Source organism: Psychrobacter sp. DM8, from assembly GCF_051307025.1.
GTDB lineage: Bacteria > Pseudomonadota > Gammaproteobacteria > Pseudomonadales > Moraxellaceae > Psychrobacter.
The window spans coordinates 2134908-2151880 of sequence record NZ_CP195538.1; the positions used below are offsets into that span (position 1 = coordinate 2134908).

The window sequence follows — 16973 nt, forward strand, 5'->3', positions numbered from 1 at the left end:
ACTACAGAAGTCCTGTCATCAATTAGATATTGTTGTTTTGACTCAAATCATGAGCATTTAGGTCAGCGACGTTTTTGCCACCTGCTGGTAAGTTTTCTTCTTTGCGGGGATCTGAGTATACCTCATCGGTTTCTTGTGAGGCTTGCTCCGGTCCATCTATTTCAAGATCGTATTTGCGGCCTTCGTAGCTATCCTTTGGATTAAGCACTTTTGCGGCTACAGGATCGTCAACAGGGACTCTTTCTTCGTTATTGGGTTGTTCATTTTCCTTATGTATAGTCATAACTTACTCCTTGTATACACGCTATAATTAATCAGATTTGGCTGACACTAACGAGCCGTGATTACTGATCTGTGCGTAACGACTCATCGATAAAGGGCGCTTGATTATCATCATGATCGGTAGCTTGCTCGTCATCGTTGTTAAGGTTTTTTTCGAGCTGCTTAGCATCGACATTTTGCGCCGCATCGGTTACTTCTGATTTTGGGTCATTGTTGCTCTTTGTGTCATTGTTACTCATGGTAAAACTCCTGAATTTTAGTGGTTATCACTTTAAATCTATTGGTAGAGATTAAACGTTTCAAGCTTGTATATAAGTGTTCTAAAGTTATTTAGCTTAGGTCTAAATGTATAACTTAGCTCTATATGTACAGCTTTACATGTACAGAGTATCTAAATGTAAAAAGCTAGTATAGAGACATTAAGCTTTATCATACCAGTGTGCTCAGGTGTCTAAATGTGAATAAATGTGATACGACTAGCAAGTTTGTAACTATTTGAGTCGCTTACTACCTGCACTCTTATCATTCATCATTAGACTGGTTCCCCGACACGATTAATAACCTTTAATAAATAATCCTGCGCAATATGCAAAGGCTCGTTATCTGTGCGTTTGACCTTGTGCCATTGTCCGCTGCCATTGAGCGTCCATGCTTGTACGTTGTCTTGCAAATAGTTTTGTAGCCCATCCTCAAAAATCTGCTTGAATAGTTTTTTGTCTTCAATCGGAAAAGCGACCTCAACGCGATGAAATAAGTTGCGATCCATCCAGTCAGCGCTTGCGCAGTACAGGCGCTCATCACCACCATTATAAAAGTAATAAACGCGCGTATGCTCCAAAAAGCGCCCGATAACAGAGCGTACAGTGATGTTCTCAGATAAACCTTTGACCTGCGGACGTAAGCAGCACATAGAGCGCAGTATCAGCTCAATCTTGACCCCAGCTTGTGAGGCATCATAGAGCTTGTCAATCAAGCGGCGCTCGTTGAGTGCATTGACTTTGATAATGATATGCGCGCGCTTGCCTGCCTTTGCTTGCGTAATCTCAGCATCAATAAACTCTATAAGCTTGTCGTGTAAAGTAAAAGGTGCATGAAGGAGCTTTTTGAGGTTAGCAGGCTTACCCATGCCAGTGAGCTCTTGAAATATCTTGTGTACGTCCTCTGAGATGTCAGGGTCGGCGCTAAAGAGTCCGTAGTCGGTATATACTTTGGCATTGGCCGCATGATAATTACCCGTCCCTAGATGCACATAACGACGGATGCGCTCATCCTCACGGCGCACAATGAGCATAAGCTTGGCATGAGTCTTGTAGCCTACGATGCCATAGACCACAACCGCGCCCGCCTCTTGCAAGAAGTTGGCAACGGCGATGTTAGAAGCCTCATCAAAGCGTGCGCGTAGCTCGATCACGGCAGTCACTTCTTTACCATTACGAGCAGCGGCGGCGAGCGCTTTGACGATCTCAGAATTGGTACCTGAGCGATAAAGCGTTTGCTTAATCGCTAACACTTTGGGGTCGCTAGCGGCTTGCCACAGCAGATTGATAATAGGCGCGAACGAATGAAAAGGATGATGTACGAGCACATCACGCTTACGCATAGCGGCAAACATACTAGTCGCCTTGTCGAGTTTATCTACCTCGCGGCGAAAGGGTTTGGGCATAATATGAGTAAAGGGCTGATAACGCAGCTTTGGAATATTAAAATCGAAAAGCAAGCGCGTAAGGTTCACAGGACCATTAACGCGGTAGAGCTGGTTATCATGCAGCTCAAACTCATTGAGCAAATAATCGCTAATCGGTGTTGGGCAGTCGGTTGTGACCTCTAGGCGCACTTTATCCCCAAAGCGGCGATTTTCAAGCTCGCCCTCTAAAGCTTTGGCGATATCATCAACATCGTCTGCTAAGTCCAAATCGGCGTTGCGCGTCAGCCTAAACTGATGGCAGCCGGTGACATTCATCCCAGGGAACAGCTCGCCGACGTGCTCATGAATGACCGCCGAGAGCATGACATGGTGCTCTTTGCCGCCTGTGAGCTCATCAGGCAGACGAATCACTCGCGGCAAACTGCGCGGCGCAGGGACAATCGCTAAATTAATATCACGACCAAAAGCGTCTTTGCCCTCTAGCGTTGCAATGAAGTTTAAACTCTTATTCACGAGGCGCGGAAACGGATGGGCAGGATCAATGCTAATCGGCGTAAGTACAGGTGAGACCTGCTCAGTAAAGTAGCGCTTCATCCATGCTGATTGCTCGGCATTTAACTCATCACGTTTGAGGTAGCGGATGTCCTCAAGGGCAAGAGCAGGTAAGATATCTTCGTTTAGTATGCGGTACTGCTCATCGATAGCATTGTGCGCAACTGCGGATATCTCACCTAGCACCTCGCTTGGGCGCATACCGTGCGGGCTTGTAACAACGTTGCCTAGATTAAGCTTTTGCATAATGCCTGCAACGCGAATCTCAAAGAACTCATCCATATTCGATGAAAAGATAATCAAAAAAAACAAACGCTCGAGCAGTGGATGACGCGGATTGGCGGCTTGCGCGAGTACCCGCAGATGAAACTGTAACAAGGACAAATCACGGTTGATATAGCTGCTGGGCGAATAGCTACCATCTTCAGAGCGCTGCCAAGCTATCTCGGTCAAAGCCGTTTGCGTCACCGCTTTATCCGCTGTGAGACTATGCTCATCCAGTGCTCTATTGTCCATGGCGTCGCTATTGGCAGTACTCATGATGTCATCCTTTGTTTTTATTTTTGATCACTGAACATTTTTGGTTATCAGCCATTAAGCCGCTTGTGGTAAAGCCGCGTTTTTCATACGTTTTTTGATAATGCGCTGCTTGTTGCGCAGGCGTTTATCGCCTTTATTATCCTGATAGTATTTGGGATTGGTGAGCATACCGATAAGCAGTGCGGACTCATCTCGGTTAAGATTGTCCGCGGATTTGTCAAAGTAATATTGCGCGGCCTCCTCTATACCGTAAATACCGTTGCCAAATTCGGCGACATTGAGATAAGCGGTCAAAATGCGCTGTTTGTCCCAAATCGTCTCTATCATAACGGTAATAATTGCCTCCTCGCCTTTACGAATGTAGGAGCGATGAGAGGTCAAAAATAGATTTTTGGCAAGCTGCTGGGTAATTGTTGAGCCGCCAGCGGACGCTTTGCCAGAGGCTTCGTTCTTTTTCATTGCCACCTCAATGCCTTCAAGATCAAAGCCATTGTGCTGAGTGAACTTTGAATCTTCACTAACGATAGCCGCTTGCTTGGCTGATTTGGCGATATTGTCATACTCCACCCAAGTTTGCGTGACCTCACCGCCTGTCAAGCGATGTGTGAGCATAAACATACTGTTATTGATGGGCTGGGTCTTCCATATCAATAGCAAGCCTGCAACCAACACATGAAAAGCCACTACCAGCAACATAAAGGCCAATAGTATTTTTTTGATAACTTTGCCAAAACTTGTCATGCGCTATGTATCCAAATAATAAATTAAAAATAACTTTGGTGAATTGCAAGCTATCTTACCTAATTGGGCAATCGCTGTCATTATTGCTCTGATTTCTTTATCATATAGCAAGCATTAAGCTGTGGTTTTAAAATTTTAAGACCGAGTATTGAATAGTTAAAAGTATTGCATAGTTAAAGTAAGAGTGCGTATATGAGTACACAGATGACGAATGAGCCTAATAGCTATCAGCTTAGTGAAACAAAATCATCGGTGGTAGAGCTACGTGCTTCTATCATGACAGCGCTGCCACATTTGTCTGATGCTAATCATAGTGAGGCTTGGTGGTTATTGGGTACCTCTCACTGTCATTTATGTGAAGATGCCAAAGCTTTGATAACGCGCTTTCAAATGGTGCAGCCTATTGATTGCCTCGATGTCGACATTATCGATTTTGATGAGGCGCTAATGATGCAATTTGCTACCACTATTCCTGTACTATTGACATCTGCGCGGCGTCTTAACTATCCGTTTTCGGTCATGGATTTACAGCAATTACTGTCTGAGTAATCATCAGCGAGAACCCTATGAAAAATCTAAGCTCAAAGTTAAATAGAATCACTGAGATTGAAGACTTACGCCGTGTAGCGGCGCGCAAAATTCCGCGCATGTTCTACGATTATGTCGATTCTGGCTCATGGACCGAGACCACTTATCGTAACAATGAAAGCGACTTTGACCGTATCAAATTGCGTCAGCGCGTACTGGTCAATATGGAAGGGCGCTCGCTTGCGACCAAAATGATTGGTGAGTCTGTGAATATGCCTGTTGCTATTGCACCTACTGGCTTTACGGGGATGATGTGGGCAGATGGCGAGATTCATGCTGCGCGCGCCGCTGAAAAGTTCGGCGTGCCGTTTTCTTTATCGACGATGAGCATTTGCTCTATTGAGGATGTGGCGAGTCATACCAGTGCGCCCTTTTGGTTTCAGCTGTATGTCATGCGTGACAAAGCTTTTATGAGCAATCTGATTCGCCGTGCCAAAGAAGCCAATTGCTCAGCGCTGATCTTGACCGCTGACTTACAAGTGCTCGGTCAACGCCACAAAGACATCAAAAACGGTCTCTCTGCGCCGCCCAAACCGACGCTGGCTAATATCCTTAACCTTATGACCAAGCCGCAGTGGTGCCTCAATATGCTTGGTACCAAAAGACGCAGCTTTGGTAATATCGTCGGTCATGCTCAAGATGTCGAGGATATCTCCTCCTTGTCCGCATGGACAGCAGAGCAGTTCGATCCGGCGCTGAGCTGGGATGATGTGGCTCGTATCAAAGATGAATGGGGTGGTAAAATTATCATCAAAGGCATCATGGAGCCTGAAGATGCGATACTCGCCGCTCGTAGTGGCGCTGATGCATTAGTCGTCTCCAATCATGGCGGTCGGCAATTGGACGGCGCGCCCTCCTCAATCGCTGCCCTAAGCGATATCGTGCAAGCGGTACGTGCAGAAAGTAGTGAGATTGAGATTTGGCTTGATAGTGGGATTCGCTCGGGGCAAGATGTCCTCAAAGCTATGGCACTGGGCGCTACTGGTACGATGATCGGGCGCGCTTTTTTGTACGGGCTAGGCGCTTATGGCGAGGATGGCGTACGCCGTGCCTTAGAGCTTATTTACAAGGAATGTGATGTGAGCATGGCGTTTTGTGGTCATACTGATATCACCCAAGTGACCGACGATATCTTGGTCAAAGGCACTTATGAGTACCTAAAATCTGGTCGTCCTGATCTTGCACCGATGCGCTGGTAGTTCTTTGATTTAATGATCAGCTTATCTTGTTTACCCATATCCTTTAACTGATACCCATTTATGACCATACAGCAATTGCTAAAAACTGCACCTGTCAGCACCTTACTCTTAGTCAGCTTTATCGGGCTGTTCATCATCCAAGTGCTTTTAGGCGTCGATGCCAATAACCCCTCGACCCAAGCGCTCATCTATTGGGGCGCTAATGCTCTGCCGCTGACGATGGTGGATGACCCGTGGCGGCTGGTTAGCAGTGCGTTTTTGCATATTGGTTTGATGCATCTACTGTTTAACGGTTTTGCCATGTATTTCTTTGGACAAGTAGCCGAGCCTATGTTTGGTTCCGTGAAGTTTTTGGCGCTGTTCTTGCTTGCCGCTATCGGTGGCAATCTATTAAACAATTATGTGACGTGGCAAGGCATTTTAGATGGCTCAGCGCAGCCCGGATTATCCGCTGGCGCGTCTGGCGGTATCATGGGTATTGGCGCAGCCTTACTGATAGCAGCGCTGTTTAAAATATCAGTTAATGGAATGGTGCTCAATCTAAAGAGTCTGATATTTATTATGGGTATCAATCTGGTTTATGGCTTTGCGGTACCGGGTATCGATAACGCGGGGCATATCGGCGGCGCGATCACAGGACTGGTTATTGCCCTTGGTTTTGTTTTTGCTCAGCGCCAGCGCCAAGGGGCTCAGCAACAAGCGTTTGCAGAGTACCAAAGCGCCTTACGAAATCAGTTGCCAATAGCTGACCCTCAAGTTACCGATTATAACGATCCACCGCTTAGGGATATTTTTAGTGATAACACTAGCCAAATCCCTGTAAACTTAGAGCATGATTCTGCTAGTACTGTTAATAATACCGACGTGAATACGACCATTAACTACAATAATCCAGCTTATGTTAGCGTCAAACCTGTTGCTATTAAGCCCATCAAAGTCAGCAAGATATGGCAACTACTGCCTTGGCTCATGATGCTTATCGTCTTGATTGGCTTTGTCTGGTGGTGGCAAGATATGCATAATCAGATACTACAAGTGCTCGCTGCTAACGAATAAATAAGTGCGCTATAGTGATCAAAAATGAGTATCACCCACTAAAGCGCTATTTTACTTACCCTTACCTGCTCAAGAGACCCGACTATGTCAAAACTATCCGCCCCTTTTATCACTAGCCGCACTCTGCTCACTGCCCTAACGGCTACAGTGCTATTTGGCATTGGCAGCCATGCTAACGCCGCCCTATTCAAAAATCTGCCTGCTGATCAAGATGCCGAGCTCAGCGTTGGCGTCAATGTATTATATAGCAAAAGTGCTTATGATCTAGATGATGAGCAGGTACGTGTCTTGCCAGGCGTGTTCTATGACAACAATAAGTTCTATGCCCGCGGCGCGCAAGCAGGCGCTTATATCGTCAATGATGGTACCAATCAGCTGGCCGCTTATGTCCAACTGGCAGGCAGCGAGTTTGACCCTGATGATGCCAATGGCGTGCTCCAAGGTTTAGATGAGCGTAAAGCATCAGCGGCGGCAGGTCTGAGCTACCTACGCCGTACGCCTGTCGGTGGCTTTCGTATTCAAGCGGCAACCGATGTCTTGGATCGTAGCGGCGGTACGACAGCGCGCCTGACATATTTGGCTCGTATTACTAAAAACAAGCTGACCGTCTATCCGAGCATTGGCTTTGAGTATCATGATGATGAATACAATGAGTACTACTATGGCGTCAGCGATCAAGAGTCGGCAGATACAGGCGTTGCTGCTTATAAATCCAATTCAAGCTTGAACCCGTACATCAATATTAGTGCTAACTATGACATCAATGAGCGCTTTGCTGGCTTCTTTAACCAAAGCTTAAGCTACTTGCCCAATGAGCAATACGATAGCCCGATGGTGGACTCGCGTACCGATGCAACAACGACGCTGGGTTTGCTATATAAGTTTTAGGGTTTTAGCAATTTAGTATTGAAAAGCTGAGCATTTTGCTTGGCTTTTTTGTTTTGGTTTATCCATCGATATAAAGCATTCACTTATACTATAAACTCAAGCTTTGGTTTTAAATAGTCAGTTCAATATAAAAACGATACCGCTGAACTGGAATAAATTTTTTGTAGCCTCTGTCTGCTAGCTACAGCAAGCAAGAAAAATTTATACCAGTTCTGTGTCATTACATAAGGTATCTATTTTTTTGACTTTATCATTAGAGGATTGCACCATTATGATCCGCTCTACCCTTTGGATGATTGGCGCGCTCACCTCATTTTGTTTGATGGCTATTGGTGCTCGTGAGCTAAACGGTGAGATTAGTGTTTTTCAGATACTATTCTTTCGTAGTATCGTCGGGCTATTGGTATTATTGCCAATCATATGGCTATCAAACGCTTTGCCAAAGATAAGGCACTTATTATTTCCCAAACGTCTTAAATTACACGTAGTCAGAAACTTATTTCATTTCGCGGGGCAATATGGCTGGTTCTTAGGCATAGGACTACTACCCTTAGCCACCGTTTTCGCTATTGAATTTACCGTGCCTTTTTGGACGATAATCATCTCGTATCTCTTTTTAAAAGAGCCTATAACGATAAAAAAAATCATTGCTGTACTATTAGGCATATTAGGTGTCTTGGTCATTGTACAACCTAGCTTAGATGTCGCTCACTATGCGTCACTTATCGTACTGGGCGCTGCTATTTGCTACGCCTTTGCTCATGTGTGTACAAAGTCGCTGTCTAATACCGATAGTCCCATCACTATTATTTTTATGATGTGTTTGATACAAGCGCCACTAGGGTTGCTGTTGTTTATAGAAGGCTGGACAACGCCAGTAGATATCCAGTGGCTATGGCTGGTCATCATAGGTGTCACGGCATTATCGGCGCATTACTGTATGACCAAAGCCATGCAATATGCTGAGGTGACATTCGTAGTCACTATGGATATGTTTAGATTGCCGCTCATCTCACTCATCGGTGTGCTGTTGTATTCTGAGAGCTTTAGCGCAGCTTTAGTCGTTGGCATGCTGCTGATAGTCGCTGGTAATTCGCTCAATATATATTCTAGGAAAACAGATAAAGGTAGTATTGCTCGGTTGGGAGGTTAGGTATAAAGCTGATGGTTGACTCGAGGACTGGTGCTACGATGAGGCTAGGATTATGTTATAAACCTTAGGGTTGAATTTTATATAAAATAAGTTAGACGTAGGCTAGGCTTTTAGCCTAGCTTTTTGTTGGTAGTAATTTAGTTAAGTTAAATCAAAGTGATTGTAGAAGCCACAAGGCATAGTCTTTGTAAAGATGTTCATTGTTGCACTTTAATTATTGCAGTTGTGATTGCATTGAGTGTCAATACTCTTTTTTCTTGCAAAAAAGTTAGGATACCAATTCCTTCATAAAAACAGAGCCTAATAGCAAAAGAAAAGTCCAAACCCTTTGGTGGCTTCATTATCTGGTAGTAAAAAATTTCTTGATTTTCTCCTTTTTTTTTGACATTAGAAAAACTCTTCTCTATCAAAATTCTATTTTTATCAAACTCTTTATTTTTATTTATCGAGTCGTCATTCAATGATATTTGAAACTCATTATAAATTTTGATATCTCCATTAAAAACCTTATGGAATTCGTAGTAGTATAGCCCTTTACAAATAGAGGATATACTACTGTTAAATTTACTTTCATCAAATTTGAATGCAAAAGTAGGTTTAAGTTGCCCTGTTCTCTTTTCATCAACATAGACTAGCGTTGCGTTGCTAACTAAGCTCCTAGTTCTCTTTCTATTTCTCAATATACTCTTTACAGTTTTACCTGTAGCAATATTTTGCCCTTTTTCATTAGCTAGAATTTGAAGCGATATAATTTGTAGAAGGTGCTCATCATCATCAGATTTACCACCATTGTGCTCGATACATGAAGGCACAGTAATCAAAGAAAATTTATCATTTTTAGGGAAAAAACATCTAGGAGGTACATGCTCTCTCGTTAAGCTTTTTTGGTCTAATGGAACCCCACACTCGTAACATGTATTCGGCAACTGTTGATACATACCTATCTCATTTGAATAATTAAAGGCATTTTATACTCTTTTAAAAGAAAGATTCAAGTTAACCAATGCAATGTAGGTGATAGTCCGCAGTTAGGTAGCTTCAAATTTATAGGTTAGCACATTGCCATTTTGGGTGTCGCAAGCTCCACGCCAACCTACAAATTAAACATTTTCAAACTTTGTTAGATATTGAAGACTGAATTACGATACGTATAAGCAAAAATATAACCAAAAAAAGACCTTGCCACGCGACGTGACAAGGTCTTTTTTGTTGAAATCAAATCGGTGGGTTACGCTGTTGCTAACCCATCCTACTCACTTTATCTAAAAAAACTTCAAATTAAGAAGGATGCACCATGTCCTCTGGCGTCACCCACTCATCAAACTGCGCTTCGGTCATCAAGTCCAGCTCTACCGCGACTTGCTTGAGCGTTTTGTTTTCTTTATATGCAGTCTTAGCGATTTTTGCCGCGTTCTCATAACCAACATGACGGTTCAAAGCCGTCACTAGCATCAATGAATTATGTAAGAAGTCATCGATTTTGTCTTTGACAGGCTCAATACCAACAGCACAATTATCATTAAAGCTGTTGCACGCATCGCCTAATAACTTAATAGATTGCAGTAAGTTAAAGGCAATCACAGGCTTATAGACGTTCAGCTCAAAGTTGCCTGACGCGCCTGCCATGCTAATTGTGACGTCATTACCCATCACTTGTGCCACGACCATGGTCATGGCTTCTGACTGGGTTGGGTTCACTTTACCCGGCATGATGGATGAGCCTGGCTCATTCTCTGGAATGGTCAATTCGCCTAGACCACAACGAGGGCCTGAGGCGAGCCAGCGTACATCGTTAGCGATTTTATTTAAGCTGCCAGCTAGAGTCTTAAGTGCGCCTGAGGCAAAGACTTCGGCATCACGCGCCGCTAGGGCTTCAAATTTATTCGGTGAAGTGACAAACGGCAAGCCTGTTAGCTCTGCTAATTGCTCAGCTGATTTTACCGCGTAATCAGGATGGGCGTTAAGGCCGGTACCGACCGCTGTACCACCTAATGGCAACTCATATAAGCCTTGTAGCGCATTGTCGATACGAGTCAACGAATGATCAAGTTGGCTAACATAACCGCTGAACTCTTGGCCTAAGGTTAAAGGCGTAGCGTCTTGCAAATGCGTACGACCAATTTTGACGATGCTATCGAATTCTTTGGCTTTTTTATCTAGCGTATCGCGTAGTGCTTTTACCGCTGGGATAAGCAGGCTGTTAATTTGACGCGCGGCGGCGACACGAATAGCGGTTGGGAAGCTGTCGTTGGTCGATTGGGCGTGATTGACATGATCGTTGGGGTGAATTGGCGTGTAGCTACCGCGCTCGCTACCTGCGATCTCATTGGCACGGTTGGCGAGTACTTCGTTCATGTTCATGTTCGACTGCGTGCCCGAACCGGTCTGCCATACCACTAATGGGAACTGATCGGTAAGACCGCCGTTGATGACTTCGTCAGCGGCTTGTACTATTAGATCGCGCTTGTCATCTTCGATACGCTCAAGACTGGCGTTGGTAATGGCAGCGGCTTTTTTGACTAATGCCATCGCCTCTAACATTGGACGCGGCAGAGTCTCGCCACCTATTTTGAAGTTCTCGCGGCTACGCTGGGTTTGCGCGCCCCAATAAGCGTCTGCTGGGACTTCGACGTTGCCCATGGTGTCTTTTTCAGTACGAGTGGCCTGATTCTGTGACATAACTACCCTCTTTGATTTTTTATCTGTCCGTAAGAAGTGCAACGAGCGCTGCACATAAGGAAAATAGGATGTAAAGCGTCATTATGATAGCATGACTTATCACAAATTTCTCAACATCTGCGAGGGCTACAGGTGCCAAATGCTCAAATATCCATAAATCCGCCTAGACGTCAGTTTACAAGCCTACGCCGTAAGCTGAGCGCAAGCGAGCGCCGACAATTGGCACGTGAGGCAAGTCTGCATTTGATCAAACTCCAGCAGCGCTTGCCTAGTAACGCGCGTATTGGTCTGTATTATGACGGCTTTGGTGAGCTGCCGACTCAGCCCATATTGGATTGGTGCCAGCGTCTGCAATATCAGGCTTACTTGCCAGTGGTTGGCTCGCTTGGCCGTGATGATAAACGCTTGCGCTTTGTGCCGATTTATCACAAAAAAATTAGCAATGTGCCGACTCGTATTCATAGTCTTGGTATGAAACAAAATCATAGTCGTAAGCTACTATGGGCAACAGATTTGGACGTGGTTATCTGTCCACTGGTGGCGGTAGATATGGATGGAAATCGTATGGGTATGGGCGGCGGATTTTATGATACGACTTTAGGTAAAAGCTATCGATCAGGAGTAAAAAAACCTTTGCGTATTGGCTGGTGTTATGACTTTCAAGTAGTAAAGCAATTAGAGCGTCAACCATGGGATGTGCCATTAGATGGCTTGATAACGCCAAACGGTATAAGGTGGTTTGGTAATCATGCAACCGCTGACGAAAAAGTATCTAGCGCTGATACGGTTGATACCTATTTGCAAACACTAGGCAATGATGACACTAGGGAGATGCTCTACTACAGCCAAGAACAGGACTTTAGCGCTGAGGAATTATCAAGTGTCATTAATGAAGCGCGTTTAAATGAATTGCTTGCGCAGAGTGATAAATTTTTGGCTAGTTTGAGTGGTGAGATAGAGGGTTTTGAGGATGACAATAAAGACTCATAAAAGATTTGCAAAGACAATAATGAGCTATTTTTGCTCAAAACCACTAAGGGTAGTTTTTGCTGTTTTATGGGTTTTGTTTGTAGGACTAATCATTAGCGCAGGTTTTGAGCAAAGCCCTCATTCGTTCGATATGTACTCTGACAACAGTTCTGAGCCCTATCAAACTGGCCTAGTAGTATTTTTAATTGCTGCAATGATGTTACATTTAATTTTGCTCTTTGTTAGTGATTTTTTGATGCATAATAATTGGAAGTTTTGCGTGATGCTGCTCATTACTATTCCATTCCTCTTATACTTTGGTATGGGCGCGATGCATGCGCCGCCCTTGTTAGTTTTGATGATCATGTGGACGCTCTTATCATTTTTAATATTTTTAGTATTATTTTTTTGCCAAGTCTGTCTATTCGTTTTGAGAAAATTTTTTGATAGAACGTAAGTTTTGTAACCTTACAACACCATCGCCGCAATCCAACCGAACGTAAGCAGCGGAATGTTGTAATGCAAAAAGGTTGGCACGACGCTATCTCTAATATGATCATGCTGCCCATCGACGTTCAGACCCGATGTCGGTCCCAATGTTGAATCAGACGCTGGCGAGCCGGCATCACCAAGCGCGCCTGCCGTTCCAATAATGGCGACGGTTGCCAATGGCGAAAACCCTAGCGAGATACATAGCGGTACGTAAATCGCGGCAATAATTGGAATGGTTGAGAATGACGAGCCGATACCCATGGTCACTACTAAGCCAATCCCTAGCATAACAAAGGCAGCAATCGCTTTATTCCCCGCAAATAAGTTAGTCGCGCCATCAATCAGCGGGGCAATTTCGCCCGTCGCTTTCATCACCTCGGCAAAGCCTTGTGCGGTAATCATAATAAAGCCAATCATCGCCATGAGTTTGATACCGTCATTAAAGACTGTATCGGCATCGCGCCATTTCACCACGCCTGTTGCCATAAACACCGCAAAGCCAAACATCGAGCCCAGCAATAACGAATCCGTGTATAGCTGCACGACAAAAGCGGTAACAATGGCAGCTAAGGCAATAAGCGTCTTTATCTTACTTTGAGAAGGTGCCTCAGCAGCAGTCTTGCCTAAATCATCATTTTTGACAACCGCATCGCGTGCATCTTTATCTATCGCAAGCTGCTGATACTGGCGCGGTTTGCGGTAACTGATAAATACGGCAGTCAGCAAACCGATAAACATACCGAGCGCTGGAATCGCCATGGCCTTGACTACAGAGATGTTAGCGATATCAATGCCTGCCTCGCCGACGTTTTTAAGCATGATTTGATTAAGATAAATATCACCAAAGCCGTATGGGATAAACATATAAGTGGTGACCAAGCCAAAGGTCAACAGACAAGCAATCAGGCGTCTATCGATCTGCATACGATTAAAAGCGAGTAATAATGGCGGTACCAGCAGTGGTATAAAGGCAATATGAATGGGGATTAAGTTTTGGCTAAAGCAGCTCATCATCACAAGCCCTGCAAACAGCGTGTACTTAATCATGCCGCCTGCTGTTATGCCTGAGCCTGCCGCGTCAATACGCTTGATGACTGCTCCTGCCAAAGACTGCGGCAAACCAGAATGCGCAATTGCTACTGCAAAAGCACCAAGTAGCGCATAAGACAGCGCGATTTGTGCGCCATTGCGAATACCTTCTTGAAAAGCCGCTAAGGTATCAGTAATACCTAGACCCGCTATCAGCCCGCCTGCTAGCGCGCCAATGAGTAAGCTGAGCACCACATGCACGCGCGCTAGTGACAGCCCAAGCATAATGACGACTGCCGATAATACTGCGTTGATTGCCATGCCTTGCCCTTAAATATGTCATGTTGCTAAAACTGACTTACCTATCAAAATGTAGGCATATTAAAAGGGCGTCAGTTTACCTGATTTTGGCTCTAAAGCCTATGCGTAGAAACTATCAGTTAAGAATGCGTCAAGGCGTTTTGCAGATATTACCTATCGTTAAGCCTGCTTGAGTATAAGCCTTGCAATTTTGCTTGCAAGCACCATTTATCTATACAGCAACCATGAACTTGACTGAACAAGTCTGGTGAACGAGGAAAAATATATGAGTGAATATAATATCGATAAAGACAATATCGACATCGATGTCTCGGCAGCCGTGCCAGAGACTGATGATACTACTACGGATACCAAGTCAGACAATTACTTACCGCTATTAGCGCTGCGTGATGTCGTGGTGTATCCGCACATGCAAATCGCCCTATTCGTCGGCCGCGCCCCGTCGGTCAAAGCTGTTGAATTAGCGCAAAGCGAGTATGGCAATAAAGTCCTAGTCGTCGCGCAAAAAGACTCGCTGACTGAAGATATTGATCAAGACAACTTGTATCAGTACGGTACCGTGTGCCGCATCGTTAGCACGATGCCACATGATAGCGATGAGAATTGCATAAAGGTACTCATCGAAGGCGAATACCGTGCGCGCGTTGATACCTTAGAAGATCATGGCGAGCTATTGATGGCAAGCTTTGAGCGTGCTGATATCGATGTCGCTATGGACGACAGTCAACAAAAAAACACCATCAAAGCATTAACCAGTCTATTTGAGAGCTACGCCGATGCACGCCTGCGTAATGCGCGTGAATTGACTCGCGTCGCCAAACGTATTGACGACTTACTTGAGCTGGTGTATTTCATCTCAACTCGCGTCTCGATGGATCTGGAGGTCAAGCAGTCGTTCTTAGAAGACAATGACATCAAGACCCATATCAATACCTTGACTGAATATCTGGTCAAGCAAAGCGCTGAGCAAAATATCGAACAAGATATCCAAGATGCGGTTCGTCAGCAGATGGAAGACAATCAGCGCGAGTACTTTTTAAACGAGAAGATGAAAGCGATCAAGAACGAGCTGTCTGATATGAATGACGGCGCGTTCGATGGTGAAGATGATGTGGGTGAGCTTGAGCAGCGCCTAGCAGATGCAGACTTGCCAGAGGACGTACGCAAAAAAGCTGAGCAAGAGATGAAGAAGCTTAAGATGATGCCACCAGCGTCCTCTGAGTCCTCGGTTGTGCGTAACTATATTGAGTGGATATTAGACACGCCGTGGAATGCGACGACCAAAGTATCCATCAATTTAGAAAAAGCCAAAACCACTCTTGATGAAGATCACTATGGTCTAAAAGATGTTAAAGATCGCATTTTAGAGTATCTCGCCGTGCAGTCACGAGTGAAAAAGCTTCGCGGTCCGATTCTGTGTCTCGTCGGTCCTCCTGGTGTGGGTAAAACCTCACTCGGTGAATCGATTGCACGAGCAACGGGTCGTAAGTTTGTGCGTATGGCGCTCGGCGGCGTCCGTGATGAAGCGGAAATCCGTGGTCATCGCCGTACTTATATCGGTGCGATGCCAGGCAAAATCGTTCAATCACTTGCCAAAGTAGAAGTCAAAAACCCGCTGTTTTTGTTAGATGAAGTGGACAAGATGGCGCAAGACTTCCGCGGCGATCCAGCATCAGCGCTATTAGAAGTATTAGACCCCTCACAGAATGATACGTTCAACGACCATTATCTTGATATGGACTTGGACCTATCACAAGTGATGTTTATCTGTACGGCTAACAGTATGGATATCCCGCCTGCCCTTCTGGACCGTATGGAGGTCATTCGTCTGCCGGGTTATACCGAAGAAGAAAAGGTCAATATCGCGCAGAAGTATCTGGTGCCAAAAGCGATCAAGCAAAATGGTCTCAAAGAAGGCGAGATTGAGATTGTCGAAGCAGCATTACATAGCATCGTACGCAGCTACACGCGTGAAGCAGGCGTGCGTAACCTTGAGCGTGAAGTCAACAAAATCTGCCGCAAAGTGGTTCGCGGTTCGGTTGAGACTCATGGTGCACGCGCACCGAAAAAAGATGATCGTGAGCTGGTCGTTGTCGATGACAGCAATATAGATGACTATCTTGGCGTCCATCAGTTCGACTACGGTCTGGCTGAGAAAGACCCTGAAACTGGCCGCGTAACTGGTTTGGCTTGGACACAAGTCGGTGGTGAGCTATTGACTATCGAGGCCGTCGCGATGAAAGGTAAAGGTGAGCTTAGCTTTACAGGATCGCTTGGCGACGTTATGAAAGAGTCTATTCGAGCGGCAATGACTGTGGTTCGTGCTCGCGGTGATAGCTTAGGCATTGATTATGAGACGTTCAAAACGACTGACGTCCATGTGCATATGCCAGAGGGTGCAACGCCAAAAGACGGTCCATCAGCGGGTGGTGCGCTAACGACAGCATTGGTCTCGGCGATAACTGGCATTGCAATTCGTCCTGACATTGCGATGACGGGTGAGATTACCTTGCGCGGTAAGATTCTGCGCATCGGTGGTCTCAAAGAGAAGCTACTAGCCGCGCATCGCGGTGGTATCAAGCACGTGTTGATTCCAGCGTCTAACGAGCGTGATTTGGCAGACATCCCTGATAACGTCAAGGAAGGTTTGACCATTCAGCCAGTAGCGACTATCGATGAAGTGCTTAAAGTCGCTTTGGTTAGTATACCAAAACCATTAAAGCCTGCTAAAGCGGTGGTCGATAAAACCTCCGATAAAGCATTACGTAACTAAGCCTTGATTGAAATCATATGTTAATTAGAACCAGATCTTAATTAACATATAACTATAAAGCCGCTT

At 45.1% G+C, this 16973-nt stretch carries 14 protein-coding genes; 7 read left to right on the forward strand and 7 right to left on the reverse strand.

The window, feature by feature from the left end:
* Window positions 1-22: 22 nt before the first annotated feature.
* The 4 genes from ACR64J_RS09100 to mtgA form a co-directional block, all read right to left on the reverse strand.
* Window positions 23-283, reverse strand: a complete 261-nt coding sequence (locus ACR64J_RS09100; protein ID WP_435949374.1) for a hypothetical protein — start codon at window positions 281-283, stop codon at window positions 23-25.
* Window positions 284-344: 61 nt separating this feature from the next.
* Window positions 345-521 (reverse strand): hypothetical protein, encoded by a 177-nt coding sequence (locus ACR64J_RS09105; protein ID WP_435949375.1) that lies wholly within the window; start codon window positions 519-521, stop codon window positions 345-347.
* Between the two features lie 293 nt (window positions 522-814).
* The gene (ppk1, locus tag ACR64J_RS09110) at window positions 815-3019 is read right to left on the reverse strand and encodes a polyphosphate kinase 1 (RefSeq protein ID WP_435949376.1); all 2205 of its coding nucleotides are present in this window, start codon (window positions 3017-3019) and stop codon (window positions 815-817) included.
* 54 nt (window positions 3020-3073) lie between these two features.
* Window positions 3074-3760, reverse strand: a complete 687-nt coding sequence (gene mtgA, locus ACR64J_RS09115) for a monofunctional biosynthetic peptidoglycan transglycosylase (RefSeq protein WP_435949377.1) — start codon at window positions 3758-3760, stop codon at window positions 3074-3076.
* A gap of 192 nt (window positions 3761-3952) precedes the next feature.
* Here mtgA and ACR64J_RS09120 point away from each other — a divergent pair, with 192 nt between their 5' ends.
* The 5 genes from ACR64J_RS09120 to ACR64J_RS09140 all read left to right on the forward strand — a co-directional run bounded on the left by ACR64J_RS09120 (window position 3953) and on the right by ACR64J_RS09140 (window position 8644).
* Complete coding sequence (locus tag ACR64J_RS09120; protein WP_435949378.1) at window positions 3953-4309, forward strand: glutaredoxin family protein; 357 nt, start codon at window positions 3953-3955, stop codon at window positions 4307-4309.
* 17 nt (window positions 4310-4326) lie between these two features.
* Window positions 4327-5547 (forward strand): alpha-hydroxy acid oxidase, encoded by a 1221-nt coding sequence (locus ACR64J_RS09125; protein ID WP_435949379.1) that lies wholly within the window; start codon window positions 4327-4329, stop codon window positions 5545-5547.
* Window positions 5548-5607: 60 nt separating this feature from the next.
* A complete protein-coding gene (locus ACR64J_RS09130; protein ID WP_435949380.1) occupies window positions 5608-6603 on the forward strand; it encodes a rhomboid family intramembrane serine protease in 996 nt (331 codons plus the stop codon).
* Between the two features lie 84 nt (window positions 6604-6687).
* Complete coding sequence (locus tag ACR64J_RS09135; protein ID WP_435949381.1) at window positions 6688-7491, forward strand: MipA/OmpV family protein; 804 nt, start codon at window positions 6688-6690, stop codon at window positions 7489-7491.
* 271 nt (window positions 7492-7762) lie between these two features.
* Window positions 7763-8644 (forward strand): DMT family transporter, encoded by an 882-nt coding sequence (locus ACR64J_RS09140; protein WP_435949382.1) that lies wholly within the window; start codon window positions 7763-7765, stop codon window positions 8642-8644.
* A gap of 197 nt (window positions 8645-8841) precedes the next feature.
* Here ACR64J_RS09140 and ACR64J_RS09145 read toward each other — a convergent pair whose 3' ends face one another.
* Window positions 8842-9582 carry a hypothetical protein gene (locus ACR64J_RS09145; RefSeq protein WP_435949383.1) on the reverse strand — a complete coding sequence of 247 codons (741 nt, stop codon included), beginning with the start codon at window positions 9580-9582 and terminating at the stop codon, window positions 8842-8844.
* Window positions 9583-9922: 340 nt separating this feature from the next.
* Window positions 9923-11323, reverse strand: coding sequence for a class II fumarate hydratase (gene fumC / locus ACR64J_RS09150; RefSeq protein ID WP_435949384.1), 1401 nt, complete (start codon window positions 11321-11323; stop codon window positions 9923-9925).
* 132 nt (window positions 11324-11455) lie between these two features.
* Here fumC and ACR64J_RS09155 point away from each other — a divergent pair, with 132 nt between their 5' ends.
* On the forward strand, window positions 11456-12313 hold the full coding sequence (locus ACR64J_RS09155; RefSeq protein ID WP_435949385.1) for a 5-formyltetrahydrofolate cyclo-ligase: 858 nt from the start codon (window positions 11456-11458) through the stop codon (window positions 12311-12313).
* Between the two features lie 447 nt (window positions 12314-12760).
* Here ACR64J_RS09155 and ACR64J_RS09160 read toward each other — a convergent pair whose 3' ends face one another.
* Complete coding sequence (locus ACR64J_RS09160) at window positions 12761-14134, reverse strand: Na+/H+ antiporter family protein (RefSeq protein WP_435949386.1); 1374 nt, start codon at window positions 14132-14134, stop codon at window positions 12761-12763.
* A 265-nt stretch (window positions 14135-14399) separates the two neighbouring features.
* On the opposite strand from ACR64J_RS09160, the gene lon reads away from it, so the two are divergent.
* Window positions 14400-16907: an endopeptidase La gene (lon, locus tag ACR64J_RS09165; protein ID WP_435949387.1), complete on the forward strand. Its 2508-nt coding sequence runs from the start codon at window positions 14400-14402 to the stop codon at window positions 16905-16907.
* Window positions 16908-16973: the final 66 nt, after the last annotated feature.